General features: G+C 44.1%; 11 protein-coding genes. 5 read left to right on the forward strand and 6 right to left on the reverse strand.

What is annotated here, in order from left to right; genetic code table 11:
• Positions 1-2 precede the first annotated feature (2 nt).
• The 4 genes from JMX70_RS01520 to dnaQ all read right to left on the reverse strand — a co-directional run bounded on the left by JMX70_RS01520 (position 3) and on the right by dnaQ (position 5,618).
• Positions 3-854 (reverse strand): RnfABCDGE type electron transport complex subunit B, encoded by an 852-nt coding sequence (locus JMX70_RS01520; RefSeq protein ID WP_201588990.1) that lies wholly within the window; start codon positions 852-854, stop codon positions 3-5.
• Positions 855-975: 121 nt separating this feature from the next.
• Positions 976-2,034, reverse strand: a complete 1,059-nt coding sequence (nudC, locus tag JMX70_RS01525; protein ID WP_191691363.1) for an NAD(+) diphosphatase — start codon at positions 2,032-2,034, stop codon at positions 976-978.
• A 116-nt stretch (positions 2,035-2,150) separates the two neighbouring features.
• Entirely contained in the window at positions 2,151-3,833 is a 1,683-nt protein-coding gene (locus JMX70_RS01530) for a hypothetical protein (protein ID WP_201588992.1), read from the reverse strand.
• Positions 3,834-4,013: 180 nt separating this feature from the next.
• Positions 4,014-5,618 (reverse strand): DNA polymerase III subunit epsilon, encoded by a 1,605-nt coding sequence (gene dnaQ, locus JMX70_RS01535; protein WP_201588994.1) that lies wholly within the window; start codon positions 5,616-5,618, stop codon positions 4,014-4,016.
• Positions 5,619-5,904: 286 nt separating this feature from the next.
• On the opposite strand from dnaQ, the gene JMX70_RS01540 reads away from it, so the two are divergent.
• Both JMX70_RS01540 and JMX70_RS01545 read left to right on the forward strand, forming a co-directional pair.
• Positions 5,905-6,462, forward strand: a complete 558-nt coding sequence (locus JMX70_RS01540; protein ID WP_201588996.1) for a hypothetical protein — start codon at positions 5,905-5,907, stop codon at positions 6,460-6,462.
• Between the two features lie 102 nt (positions 6,463-6,564).
• Entirely contained in the window at positions 6,565-6,870 is a 306-nt protein-coding gene (locus tag JMX70_RS01545; RefSeq protein ID WP_191691355.1) for a hypothetical protein, read from the forward strand.
• A 117-nt stretch (positions 6,871-6,987) separates the two neighbouring features.
• Here the strand turns inward: JMX70_RS01545 and JMX70_RS01550 are convergent, their stop codons facing one another.
• Positions 6,988-7,440 carry a YkvA family protein gene (locus JMX70_RS01550; RefSeq protein WP_201588998.1) on the reverse strand — a complete coding sequence of 151 codons (453 nt, stop codon included), beginning with the start codon at positions 7,438-7,440 and terminating at the stop codon, positions 6,988-6,990.
• A 268-nt stretch (positions 7,441-7,708) separates the two neighbouring features.
• Between JMX70_RS01550 and JMX70_RS01555 the strand changes: the two genes are divergently transcribed.
• The gene (locus JMX70_RS01555) at positions 7,709-8,938 is read left to right on the forward strand and encodes an LD-carboxypeptidase (protein ID WP_201589000.1); all 1,230 of its coding nucleotides are present in this window, start codon (positions 7,709-7,711) and stop codon (positions 8,936-8,938) included.
• 54 nt (positions 8,939-8,992) lie between these two features.
• Here the strand turns inward: JMX70_RS01555 and JMX70_RS01560 are convergent, their stop codons facing one another.
• The gene (locus tag JMX70_RS01560; protein WP_201589002.1) at positions 8,993-10,015 is read right to left on the reverse strand and encodes a GlxA family transcriptional regulator; all 1,023 of its coding nucleotides are present in this window, start codon (positions 10,013-10,015) and stop codon (positions 8,993-8,995) included.
• Positions 10,016-10,216: 201 nt separating this feature from the next.
• On the opposite strand from JMX70_RS01560, the gene JMX70_RS01565 reads away from it, so the two are divergent.
• Both JMX70_RS01565 and JMX70_RS01570 read left to right on the forward strand, forming a co-directional pair.
• Complete coding sequence (locus JMX70_RS01565; protein WP_201589004.1) at positions 10,217-12,022, forward strand: acyl-CoA dehydrogenase; 1,806 nt, start codon at positions 10,217-10,219, stop codon at positions 12,020-12,022.
• Positions 12,023-12,078: 56 nt separating this feature from the next.
• Entirely contained in the window at positions 12,079-13,086 is a 1,008-nt protein-coding gene (locus JMX70_RS01570; RefSeq protein ID WP_201589006.1) for an NADP-dependent oxidoreductase, read from the forward strand.
• Positions 13,087-13,089: the final 3 nt, after the last annotated feature.

Below are 13,089 nucleotides of genomic sequence, written 5' to 3' on the forward strand. Positions count from 1 at the left end.
TATTAAAGTTGGGCAAGCTCAGTTTGTAATGCTTCAAGCTCCGTCTGTTTGCTCTCATTAGGCCGTACGCTCAGCTGCTTTTCTAACTTCTTGATTTTACTGCGTAGTTTAGCTGCGGCAATGGTATTTTTTGCTTCTTCTTCGCTGATATTTAACGATTGACTGGCGGCATTATTTAGCTTGGCTTCTACCATGCTGACCACCGGCTTGCTATTGCTGCTATCCGCTAGCTGCTTACTAACGCGTCTTAAATGCGTATGATAACGTTGGCGCAAATCCTCTTGTTCAAGCGTGCGTTCAGCTGTCGATTGGGTACGCTCAACGGTGACTAAGTCTATGCAATCAACTGGGCAGGGCGCGATACATAGCTCACAGCCCGTGCATAAATCCGTAAAAATAGTATGCATATGCTTGCCAGTACCGACGATGGCGTCAACAGGGCAGGCAGGGATGCATTTGGTACAGCCGATACAATCATCTTCTCGAATCACCGCGCGCACTTCTACTGGACGCTGCGAGCTTACATCTATCGGCCATTTTGACGGCTCAGCGTTAAGTGGTTGTATATCGCTGCTATCTTGATTGATGATTTGCGCAATCGCATCAGTCATCGGCTGACCGCCGGGCACACATTTATTATAAGGCTCACTGTCGATAACAATTGCCACCGCATACGGCAAGCAGCCATCGGCATGGTCACAAAGACCGCATTGGGTTTGCGGTAAGCAGGCGTCAATACGCGCAATCTTTGCTTGGGTTGCGACAGGTAAGCGCTCTAGGTCCAAGCTATCGAACAAGATAGGCAAATTGGCGAGACGGATAAGATTGCTGTTGTTACTGGTAGTGCTTTGCATTTAATGTAAAACCTTTATATTAGTACTAAGTGCTAATATGAACAAATAGGGTAATAGCGTTATTTATCAAGAGCATTGATATTTAATAAAAGACATCTTGGTCTTATAAATTAAATATCGATTAGAGCGAGATGCCTTGTTCATGAGCAATTTGTGCAATCAGTGCATAGGCAATACTACCTTTAAACGGTATTTTTGGTAAATTTGTCAGGTCAAAAAAATCGGCGTGTGACAGCTCGTCTTCTTGTATGACGATATCTCCACCCGCATACGCCGCCCGAAAGCCGAGCATCAAATTGGACGGAAATGGCCAAGGTTGACTGCTGACATAGCGAATGTCTTTGAGACTAATATTTACCTCTTCTGCCACTTCGCGTACCACCGCATGCTCTAAACTTTCACCGACCTCTACAAAACCGGCAATCAAACCATATTGTAGCGCTTGTTGAGGAGTTTTTTGTTGCCCATAACGATGATGGTGCGCCAATAAAATTTGCATGGTACCCGTTTGCGGATTGGGTCGGGTAATAGCGGTGATGATACACGGCTGCACGCGTGGATATTGGCGTAAGCGGCAAACAGGACAGACCATCGCGCGCTCACCGTGGTTGGCATGGACAACAGGAGCTGCGCAGCGACTACAAAACTGCGTGTCTGCTTGCCAGCGTAACAACTGTATGGCTTGGCTAAGTTGGTCAGATAAGGCAAATGGCAGCTGTGTAATAAGCAGGCGATACGCAATAAAAGCACACTCGTCATTACCTAAAGTATTTTTTTCTTTATTATTGCTTGTTAAACCGCGACTTTCTAACTCAGCATTTTCTAAAATTTTAGGCAACGTAACATGATTTGCTATCGCATAATCATAAGTCATTGCTAAGGTAGCTTTTGACGTAAAAGCATTAGTAGTAAATGTATTAGCAGTTTCGCTTTCAAAAGCAGTCAAGCTGTTTTTGTTTTGACGGCTATCATCATTAGGTAGCCAATGAGTCGGCGCTAAGCTTTCAAATAGTGTCACTCGGCCAACTTGATAGGCTCGCTGCGTGCTATGAGTGTCATGAGTGTTTAACGCTGGGTTATCGATATCAGACTGTGGTAACTCAACCTGCATAGGCCACCAGCCATGAGGCGTTTGACGACATAAAATCGTCTCGTCACGAAGTATAAAGGCGTGGCTCATAGGTTCAGTTTCCAAACAATCAAAGACAGACTCTTATCCGTTTGGGTAGGAGTCTGTTTAAAATAAGCAGTTAGATGATAACTAAATAAGTAAGCTATCTATCTAATACACTAAAATTATGCCGCAAGCAGTTGGCTTAAGCTTTGTTGCCCGACATCTAACGCTTGTTTGCTGACAGGGCGATTATGCTCAAAACCATCTAAATGATGGTCAACGGCCATAATGACATCAGCAATATAAGCCAAAGTACCATCATCTAAGCGGGCGCCGTTGCCGATACGCTGCTGCAAATAACTTGCCAATTGGCTAAGCATACTGGCGGGCGTTGGCAGCTGTAAAAAGCGCACTGCACCTGACACTTGGCGCAGCATTTCAGGAATATTTTGAATATTTAATACATCGCGCTCAGGCTCAGCCAAATAATCGGTGATGGCTTGTTCGGCGCTGGCAATCGCCGTACGGCTTTCTTGTATCAGGGTATCATAGGCAGTATTCAGCTGATGCAATGAGATATGCGGATTATTCAAAGGTAAATAGATTGCCCCTGGGGTATGCATCTCTGCCATAGCGATAGTGGCGTTTTCTGCGTGCATCAAAGCGAGTAATAAATGGTCAAAATCTTCTGGCGTAGGCGCGCGCCATTTTTTCACCGCTTCTGCGGCAGCATTGAGACTGTTTGCAGCATTTGCCAGACCCAATAACTGAAAAGCTGAACGCAGCTCAGTCAGTTGCTCGGTGATTTGCGAGGTTTGCATATCAACAGGGTTGATAGAATCACCGCGTGCGTAGCTATCGACATTTTCTTTGATGGTGTTGATTTGCGCTTGAATAATGGTGTTTAAGGTATCGGTTAAAGCACGATTGGGTCCAAATAAGAACTGCGCCATTTGTTTGCGCTGTGAGTCTTCCAATTGATTGGCGGCATATAGTTCACGCAGCGTTTGTGCCTCTTTGGTATCGCGCTGGCAAGCAAAGCTGACCAAGTGCGCAAAGCGCGTGTCCATTACTGGCAGATAGCTTTGAAACTGCTGCTCTAAATAAATAAGCGTGTGTTTTTGGCTTAAGCTTAGCGGCAAAATGCTGGCAATATCCGTAACGGCAGCGGTGGCTGCTTGCCAAAACAGGCTGTTGGTATTTGCTGCTATCAAGGCGCACGCTGCCGACATCGCATCGAGCTTTTGCTGCTCATCCTCACTTACCTTACCGTCTTGATTTAATAAGGCAACGCCAAGTCCACTACGATAAGCATAAGTTAATAATTCGCTATCAAGATTGAGCTCATTAAGCGGTTGAAAGTTGTTTTCAGGATTAGCGATAATGACGCTGCTATGACCAAACGCGGCAAAATAATCGGCATCGATCGGTGCTGCTTGCCCATGAGCGTTGAGTCTATTGATGATAGGCAGGAGTAAAGTCGGCTCTACCGATTCGGTCAGCAAAATAAACTCAATATAACGATCAAGCGTCATAATGGCTTCTGATAAATCCATAATCAAAGCATTATCATTATTATCACGGCTGTCATAAAGTTTTTGCAAGCCATTGACGATGGCGTTATTGAGCACTTCTGCCCCGACCGAAGATATCAGCTGAAAAATACAAGACAGCTGTTTTAGGACAATAATAGAGTCTAACAATAAAGGCGCTTGGCTATCATCATCATTAAATTCGCCCAAATGAATTTCAGTATCTTTTAAAATGACCTTAATTTCATCGTGCAATAAATGCAGCGATGGTAGGTTAAAATCAGTCACACTCAAGGTCGGGGCGGTTAATTTCATTTGTGTAGAAGGATTCATAGTTGTTTTTTTCCATGACGTACTGATGAAAATAGCAAAGGTTTAGATGAGCATTTGAAAATGTCTATAAATAAGGTTTTAACGCTTATCGGCATAACAATCAAGATTTACTTACTTAACGGTCAGTATAAGGCGTTATGTTCATATAAAAAACCGTTTTAATGACTTATGCTTCACGGATTACATTTTATCTTTAAGCGCAGGATAATCGTCCGCAAGCGACGCATACCAGCCTTGATTGGCGCTGTCATTACTGCTTGACTCGAGCAATAAAGCCGCCAAATCGGCAAAGTTTGCATGGGCAGTATGTCCGCCATCGGCTTGGGTATCTTCCTCAATCGCTAGCGTGACTTGCCCGCCGGTCATCGCCAGATAAACTTCCGCCAAAATCTCCGAGTCAAGTAACGCGCCGTGGAAAGTACGGTCTTGTTTACCGACATCTAAGCGACGAACCAGAGCATCTAGGGTATTTTTTTGCCCCGGATATTGCTGTTTTGCCATCATCAAAGAGTCGGTCACTCGTACGCGCTCGGCAAAGTCGTGCATGCCAACTTTGGCAAACTCCATATTTAAGAAGTTCATATCAAAGGTAGCGTTATGAGCGATGATTTCGGCACCGTCCATAAAGTCATAAAGCGCTTGAGCCACTTGATCAAAGGTCGGTTTATCGGTTAAAAACGCTTCAGAGATTCCGTGAATACGAATCACCTCCTCATCCATTCCGCGCTGCGGATTGATGTAGACGTGCAGTTTCTCGCCGGTAAATTTACGCCCGACTAACTCTACGATACCGACCTCAATAATGCGGTCGCCCTTCATAGGGTCAAGACCGGTGGTCTCCGTATCCATAATGAGCTGGCGGTCAGATTCATGGCGGTGGATAGGTTTGGGTAGCAGGGGTATAAAATGCGGATTGGCTCGGCTAGTGTCACCATCGAATGTCGGTGTGTCCGTGTCTATGCGAGCTTCCGTTTTAGTTTCTACTTCAGTATCCATATTGGTATTTATATCTGGCATATCGGTGTGTCTCATGGGTTCGCTAGCATTGTACGGATTGTGATTCTCTTCCACTAACATATCTGTGTTTGCCATTGTATTTGTTATTGTATTTACCATATCGTCAGTAAGATTTTGACCATCTAATAGCGACTCATCAAGCTCATCATCCATCATATCAAAGCCTAATGGGTCAAATTTTAACCAATCATCGTTCGGACTCTGTTTATTATCAGCCATTAGAAGGTCTTTTTTTTTAGCAGAATCTTGCAAGCTAGCGGTTTTCAAACCTTCACTGCTAGACGTCACGCCCAAGTTTGCTAGCTCGTCAGCTTTTTCATTGCCCGCGTGTCCGGCGTGACCTTTCACCCAGTGCCAAGCAACATCGCGCTGCTGGCAAAGCGCGTCTAATTGCTGCCAAAGGTCTTGATTGGCGACCGGTTTTTTGCTGGCCGTTTTCCAGCCGCGTTTTTTCCAGCCTTCAATCCATTCGGTGATGCCTTTTTTGACATAGCTTGAGTCTGTCCAAATCTCAAGGATTTGCGCACGCGGGCTATGGGTCAATGCTTGTATCGCACCCATCAGCTCCATACGATTATTGGTGGTTACTTGTTCACCGCCATACAAATCCTGCGTCTGCCCATCGCTAAATATTAAGTGCGCGCCCCAGCCGCCAGCACCTGGATTGCCTTTACAAGCGCCGTCGGTATAGGCAACCGTCGTATTTGCTTTGGCAGCAAGCGGATTGCTCGTATTAAATGAACGCGCTGAAGTAGAGTTTTCTGACATAAAAAAGTATGAGCCTAATAAGTAATAAACATCGAGCAAAGAGGGTTTCTAGCGTTATCTTTACGCAAGCTAGCACCGTCTATTTTAGGGTTGAGTATAGCAAATCTTGCTTATCTAATCTCGCTTATCTATCAGATACTGCTAGGAATAAAAACCATAAAAGGGCAAAAGCACATATCATAGCGGTAACGCTGCCGTTTTCTGTTAAAATAGCAGTGATTGTGCGGACATACCTTAGCGCAATATGCACAATATAAGCTTTTATGTACCAATGCAGGATAAATCGATGATGTCCGTAAGCTCGAATGTTTTGAATAAAAAATTAACGCCTTTAATGGTTGCTCTGGTCGCAAGTAGCGCGCTGTTTTTGAGTGCCTGTAATGACAGTAATACGCCGGCTGATGCCAAAAAAGCTGAGGCGCCAGCGGATTTATCCATATTTGCAGGCTGCTATACGGTCAGCCATGATGAGCCAGCGCAAATAAAAGTCAGCCAACAGGGCGGCGGTTGGGTCATGCAAATGAAAGAGCCTGCTAGCGCTAAGCGCGTTTGGGATGACGCTGAACCGTTAGAAGTGCTTGCAAAAAGTGATATCCCGACGTATTTTTCTATCGACCCTGATAATGTCGATGCGGTGATTGGTCGTCCAGACAGAGTGCTGGTGTTGGCGCATGTGAAGCCTGTTTATGCCAATATCGATCCGCTACTAGATAGTGAGTACTTGTCTTACATTTATCGCGGTGCCAATACCATTTATCGCGTCGAATGTGATGACGTTAATACCGATATTTTAGCCAATCCTCACGCTAATATTGTGATTGATAACGTCAATGACAGTATTTGAAATGACAGTGTTCGAAATGAAACTGCTTGAAATGACAGTGTTTGAAAAGTCTTTATAAATCAGTATTTATGATAAATAACCCTCTAATCAGAGTCGGGCAATATGAATTTTTTTAGTTATGTGGTGTTAGGCGGATTTTGTTACGCGGCCGGTTGGGCAGTAAGAACCTATATCCTCGATAAACAGCCAAAACCTGAGCAGCCTTATCATCTCAAACATCCCACTATCTTGGGCTATCTCGGCGCATTTTTCGTAATTATGCTGATTGTGTCATGGCTCATCGGTCGCTACTTACTCGGCCATGTGGCTATTGACTTGCCATTTATTATCATTAATAGCCTTATAGGCACCTTTGTCTACTCGTTTGGTCTAAATCCAGAAAAGCCAAGCTATGATGTGCCTGATTAATAAAAAATTAAAAGGCTGAGTGCTTAAATATATTTAAAATTTTCTATTTTAGGTCTATAAAAAACACGGTCATTGCATGCGTCATTGACCGTGTTTTTTATGGGATTGCTTACCAGATTATTTATCTGCTTTCTTTAAGCGTTTACTTTTATCTTCAAGTTTTTTATCGTTAGGCTTTGAGTTGTCGTCTTTAGCTTCTGTTTGCTTATCTTTCCAGCTTTTGTATTTTGCCAAATCCTTTTCTACAAGTTTCAGACAAAATCTGAGTACCAAGACGTCATCGATATGACCGATAAAGGGGATAAAGTCAGGAATGATATCGATAGGGTTGATCACGTAAAGCAGTCCAACCACGGCTGCTGAAATGGTTTTATAAGGGATATTGCGATAGTTGCCTTTATAGTAGTCTTTGACTAAGCTCATCAGCAACAGCAAATCCTTAGCATAACTCTCAAGACCTTTTTCTTTTTCAAGTTGGTCATTGAGCTTATCTTCTTTACCCAAGATGATTTTAATACTATCCATCAGACTTTTATTGTCTTTTTCTTTTGCGCTTTCTTGGTCAGCCATCTTTGTAATCCTTTTATCTATCATTATTGTTTGTTGTTCAACGCGTTTTACTATAGCAAGAGTCGGGTCTGTAGCCAAATAAGACGGCAAGTAACTCTGTATCGTTTTGTTGTCTATAGTGAGTGAAAAGTAATATCAAGGCATCACGCACTGCTGATATCAATTTTTTCAATTCATGTTACTGTCTGAACCTGCGTTATAATACGCGCTTTGTTCCAGTAATGGTTGCTAGGATAAGCAGCAATTTAACAGTAAAAAAGGTAGCATAATGACTAAGATTTCATCCGAGCTCAATCGTCGCCAGTTCTTATGTCACGTTGGTATTGGGGCTGGAGTAGGGCTATTGGCGACCCAAGGCATCACTCGAGCGCTCGCCTCTAGTAATATGGCGAAAAACAGTGACGCGCAGCTTACCAAGGATGATTTACCAACAGCGTTTCCAGATGAGCATTTGTCTTTCAAAGGTGAAGCACAACCAGCGCAAGCAGGATGTATCGTCCCAACGATTGAAACGCGGCTTTTTGCCAGCTCTAACGTCGGTGGCAGTAATGAGCGTAATGAATTGGCGTTAGAGCGTTTAGCCTGCGCGGGTTTTAAAGTGGATAATCCGGCGACTACCAAACGGCAGTATCTGCGCTTTGCAGGTACGGATTCGCAGCGTGCTAGCGACCTGCAAAACATTGCGACCGGTGCAATCAAAGCGCCTAAACTGCTACTTGGGGTGCGTGGCGGTTATGGGGCAGTGCGGATATTACCGATGGTTGACTGGTCGACGCTTGGGCGCATTATGAAGGAGCATGGAACGATACTGGCGGGTTTTAGCGATGTGACGGCGATTCAGTGCGCGCTGCTGGCAAAAGGTGGCATGAGCTCGCTTGCGGCACCGATGCTCTATAGTGAGTTTGGTAAAAATAGACCCGATGAGGTTAGCTGCCGACAGTTTGTAGCAGCATTAACCAATCCTAATTTGACGATTAATATAGACGATGCGTCGTTAACGAGTCCTAATTTACCAAGTATTCTGACAAATTCTGAGCCAAAAACTCTAACCGGCACTATTTGGGGCGGCAATTTAAGTGTGGTGTCAGCGCTGGCAGGTAGTGACTATTTGCCACGTATTGGCGGCGGTATGGTATTTTTAGAAGACGTCGGCGAGCAAGCTTACCGCATCGAGCGCATGCTCTATGATTTGTATTTAGCAGGGGTGTTTAAGAATCAGCAAGCCATCGTGTTTGGGGCGTTATCGGGTAGCGGTGAAGACAGTTACGATAAGCGTTATGATGTTGCCACCGTCATTCGTCAATTGCATCAGCTAACAGGATTGCCGATTTATAGCGGCATGCGCTTTGGTCATATTGCCCAAAAATACAGCTTTCCACTTGGCGCGAGGTGTCAGATTAGTGCCAATACAGTTGGTGGCTATCAATTGGTATTTAGCGATTATCCAACGATTCGATCTGATGCGATTCATGTCGAAGGGTTGTGGCAAAACGTTTAGCAGTCAGAAAAACCTTATAAATAGCAATAAAGTGTCAGCTAAGTATGAAAGGTTTTAAATCGCCAATCGCGAAAACTTATCCTGATATTCTTTTGGGGTTAGCTCAGTAGCGCGTTTAAACAGCCGCGTAAATGATGAGATATCATCATAGCCGACTTGCTCCGCGAGTGATTTAATCGTCACATCGCCCAATTCTAATAAACGCTTTGCCTGCTCAATGCGCACTGCTTGAATATACTCAATCGGGCGCATCGCCACGCAGGATTGAAAGCGTCTATTCAGTGTGCGCGGGGTGATATTGACCATCGCTGCCAAGCCGCTAACTTGAATGGGTTGTTTGAAGTTTTCCTCGATAAATTCTTGCACTTGCTGAACCAATTGGTCCGCATGCGGTTTATGCAATGTCACATTGGTATAGCTGTTTTGATTACCGCGTTTACTATCAATAATCTGAGTTTTTGCCACTTGGGTAGAAATTTCACGCCCGCAATAACGCTCGATTAACAATAATCCCAAGTCATAAAAGGCGCTACCGCCTGCCGCACAAAATATATTGCCCGATTGTTCTTTTGACTGGCTTTTTGTTTGAGTGACAAATTGGTTTTCTTGCAAATCAACCAGTGGAAAATCTGCCTTAAACTTACTGGCATAACCCCAATGGGTGGTAGCTACTTTGCCATCGAGCAAGCCTGCTTTTGCTAAAAAGAACGCGCCGCTACAGTTACTAGCGATATCGGCTTTGGTATTTGCCAGTCGCTGCAAATGCGAAATTAGAGCGTTATTTTGACTCAATACTTTATCGATGGAATCGCCAATGGTTGGAATTAATAATAAGTCGCACTCTGTGACTTCCTGAATATCGCTATGCGCTTGCATGATTAAGCGGTTGCTACATCTGATATCAACGCCGCCAAGACTGGCAATTTGTACGTTAAACCTTGGTTCTACTTCTTCATTCAAAAACCGCTGCCAACTCACTCCGGTAAAAGAAAATAAATCTAATGCGCCTGTCAAAGCGCTGCCGAGCACGCCATCGAAACCGACAATGATGACGTTAAAGGGTTTGAAGTAGGGCATAAGTGCTTATTTTCCTATGAAAAGACGTATTTAAAATGTCAGTTTATTAGCAGTTTTTCCCAAATTAGCATATTAATTTTGTCTTATTTGACCATAATTATGTCATAAATGACAATACGGTAAGGCGATAAATTAGATTAATATCAATGCATCACTTATTCATCACCGCTTATTTATCATTATCATAATAGGAAAATGACTATGGCAGCAGATACACTGATCAACGACTTTGAATTACCGTTCCAACTCTACGATGTATTGGGAGTTGAGCATTTAACCGAGCATGCAAAGTTTGCAGAACACAGCCGTGAAACTTTTGATGCGGTATTGGGCACCGCCAATAAAATCGCCACCCAGCTATTTTTACCGCACAACCATGTCGCGGATAAAAACGAGCCGCAGTTTGATGGCAAAAAAGTCAGCATGATAGACGATGTAAAGGTTGCCTTTGACGCCTTTCGCGAATCAGGATTTATCGCGGGTCGTTATAGTTTTGACGATGGCGGCATGCAATTACCTGAAACCGTGATGACGGCGGTAGCAGGCTATTTTATGGCAGCCAACCCATCAACCACCGCTTATCCATTTTTAACCACGGCGGCGATTAATGTTATCTCGCATTTCGCCAGTGATGAGATTAAAAATGCCTTTATGCCGCGTATGCTAACCGGTGAATTTACCGGCACCATGGCATTAACAGAACCACATGCTGGCTCGTCACTTGCTGATATCAAAACCACCGCCGTTAAACAAAACGACGGATCATACCGTATCAAAGGTAGCAAAATTTATATCTCAGCGGGCGATCACGAACTGTCTGACAATATTGTTCATTTGGTATTGGCTAAAGTACCGGGCGGCCCCGCTGGCGTCAAAGGTATTTCGTTATTTGCCGTACCCAAGTATCGTTTAAACGATGATTTATCAGTCGGCGAGCGTAATGACGTCCATTTAACTGGACTTATTCATAAGCTTGGCTATCGAGGCGCGACTTCTACGGCGTTAAGTTTCGGTGATGTAGGCGAGTGCTATGGCTACCTTATCGGCGAAGAGCATTTCGGCCTGCGCTACATGTTTAAGATGATGAATGAAGCGCGCATAGCGGTTGGCTTTGGCGCAGCGATGATTGGCTATCGTGGTTATCAGTATTCGCTCGATTATGCCAAAGACAGGACGCAAGGCAGAATTGCACCAAATAATAAGCCCGAAGATGCGGCAACGGCGATTATTAATCATGGTGATGTCAAACGTATGTTACTTGCGCAAAAAGCCTATAGCGAGGGCGGCATATCACTCTGTTTATATGGCTCAAACCTGATTGACCGTATCAATACTTGTGAAGATGCAACACTAAAAGCTGAGCTATCAGAACTGCTGGATTTACTCACGCCAGTGTTAAAAGCATGGCCCTCTGAGTATGGGCCAAAAGCCAATGATTTGGGTATTCAAGTACTGGGCGGCGCAGGCTATACACGTGAGTATCAAGCCGAGCAATTTTGGCGTGACAATCGTCTCAATCCCATTCATGAAGGTACAAATGGCGTGCAAGCGTTAGATTTGTCATTTCGAAAGTTATGGCAAAACAAGGGTCTTGGTATCCAAATTCTAAAACGTGAAATTACCCAAGACCTAGAGAGTATTACTACGCCAGAAACCGCCAAACTTGCCGGTAAATTGATGCCTTATATGGGTCATTTGCATGAAGTGTTGGTGCATTTAAGTAAAGTTCTGCAAACAGAAAAAGCCATCACACTGACTGGTAATGCGCAGGCCTTGATGAATATTTTTGCCTCAATCGTGGTCAGTTGGATTTGGATTCGCCAAGCGAGTAAAGCTGAGCAATTATTAAATGATACGGCTGACGTTGATAAGCAAAACTTCTATCAAGGTAAAATCCAAGCAGCAAAATATTTTATCGATTGGGAATTGCCGTTAATCAAGCGCGATATTGAGCTGTTAAATAACGACAATACGGTATGTACCGATATGCAAGCAGAGTGGTTTTAAGGGATTTTGAACCATGTTTGATATTAATAATAAATACAACTTTAAAGGAATAAATAATGACAACAATCAATAAGCAGTGGCGCTTAAAAGCAAGACCTGTTGGCGCGCCGAGTGCGGAAACTTGGGATTATACCGAGTCAGAACTACCGACTATTTCAGACGGTCAGTTACTGATAAAAATTGAATATATTTCGATGGATCCGGCAATGCGTGGTTGGCTGAACGATGCAAAATCTTATATACCGCCGGTACAGATTGGCGAGGTAATGCGTGCAGGAACGGTGGGTAAAGTCATCGAAAGTAAACATGAGAAGTTTGCCGTCGGCGATTATGTCGTAGGTCATAATGGCGTGCAGTCCTACGCAGTCAGCGATGGCACAGGGCTACATAAAGTCGATCCAAACCTTGCGCCGTTGTCTTATTACTTAGGAGTGCTTGGTATGCCGGGTATGACCGGTTACTTTGGCCTGCTAAAAACAGGCGCACCAAAAGCTGGCGAGACTGTGGTTATTTCTGGCGCGGCGGGCGCGGTTGGTAGCTTGGTTGGGCAAATTGCCAAACTCAAAGGCTGCCGCGTTGTGGGTATCGCAGGCGGTCTTGATAAATGTAAATTTTTAGTCGATGAGCTGGGTTTTGATGCGGCAATCGACTATAAGAATGAAAATGTAAAAAAAGCGTTAAAAGAAACCTGTCCAAACGGCGTCGATGTCTTCTTTGACAATGTGGGCGGCGATATTTTAAATGACGTACTCACGCAAATTAATCTGCATGCGCGTATCGTGATTTGCGGGGCGATTAGCCAATATAACAACACCACAGAAGTCAAAGGGCCATCAAATTATCTGTCATTGTTGGTCAATCGTGCACGTATGGAAGGCATCGTCGTCTTTGATAATATCAAAGAGTATCCGATGGCGATGAAAGATATTGCTGGCTGGATTGGGTCAGGCGACATTAAAGTAAAAGACCATATCGTTGAAGGCGTCGAGACGTTCCCAGATACCCTGATGATGCTCTTTAAAGGTGAAAACTTCGGTAAACTGGTACTTAAGGTAGAGGGATAAATT

Origin of the sequence: Psychrobacter pulmonis (genome assembly GCF_904846465.1) — a bacterium.
Lineage (GTDB): Bacteria > Pseudomonadota > Gammaproteobacteria > Pseudomonadales > Moraxellaceae > Psychrobacter > Psychrobacter faecalis.

Bases quoted from the DNA above. Each gene is read 5' to 3' on its own strand.
- JMX70_RS01520 (WP_201588990.1), bottom strand. From the start codon at position 854: ATGCAAAGCACTACCAGTAACAACAGCAATCTTATCCGTCTCGCCAAT.
- nudC (WP_191691363.1), bottom strand. From the start codon at position 2,034: ATGAGCCACGCCTTTATACTTCGTGACGAGACGATTTTATGTCGTCAA.
- JMX70_RS01530 (WP_201588992.1), bottom strand. From the start codon at position 3,833: ATGAATCCTTCTACACAAATGAAATTAACCGCCCCGACCTTGAGTGTG.
- dnaQ (WP_201588994.1), bottom strand. From the start codon at position 5,618: ATGTCAGAAAACTCTACTTCAGCGCGTTCATTTAATACGAGCAATCCG.
- JMX70_RS01540 (WP_201588996.1), top strand. From the start codon at position 5,905: ATGATGTCCGTAAGCTCGAATGTTTTGAATAAAAAATTAACGCCTTTA.
- JMX70_RS01545 (WP_191691355.1), top strand. From the start codon at position 6,565: ATGAATTTTTTTAGTTATGTGGTGTTAGGCGGATTTTGTTACGCGGCC.
- JMX70_RS01550 (WP_201588998.1), bottom strand. From the start codon at position 7,440: ATGGCTGACCAAGAAAGCGCAAAAGAAAAAGACAATAAAAGTCTGATG.
- JMX70_RS01555 (WP_201589000.1), top strand. From the start codon at position 7,709: ATGACTAAGATTTCATCCGAGCTCAATCGTCGCCAGTTCTTATGTCAC.
- JMX70_RS01560 (WP_201589002.1), bottom strand. From the start codon at position 10,015: ATGCCCTACTTCAAACCCTTTAACGTCATCATTGTCGGTTTCGATGGC.
- JMX70_RS01565 (WP_201589004.1), top strand. From the start codon at position 10,217: ATGGCAGCAGATACACTGATCAACGACTTTGAATTACCGTTCCAACTC.
- JMX70_RS01570 (WP_201589006.1), top strand. From the start codon at position 12,079: ATGACAACAATCAATAAGCAGTGGCGCTTAAAAGCAAGACCTGTTGGC.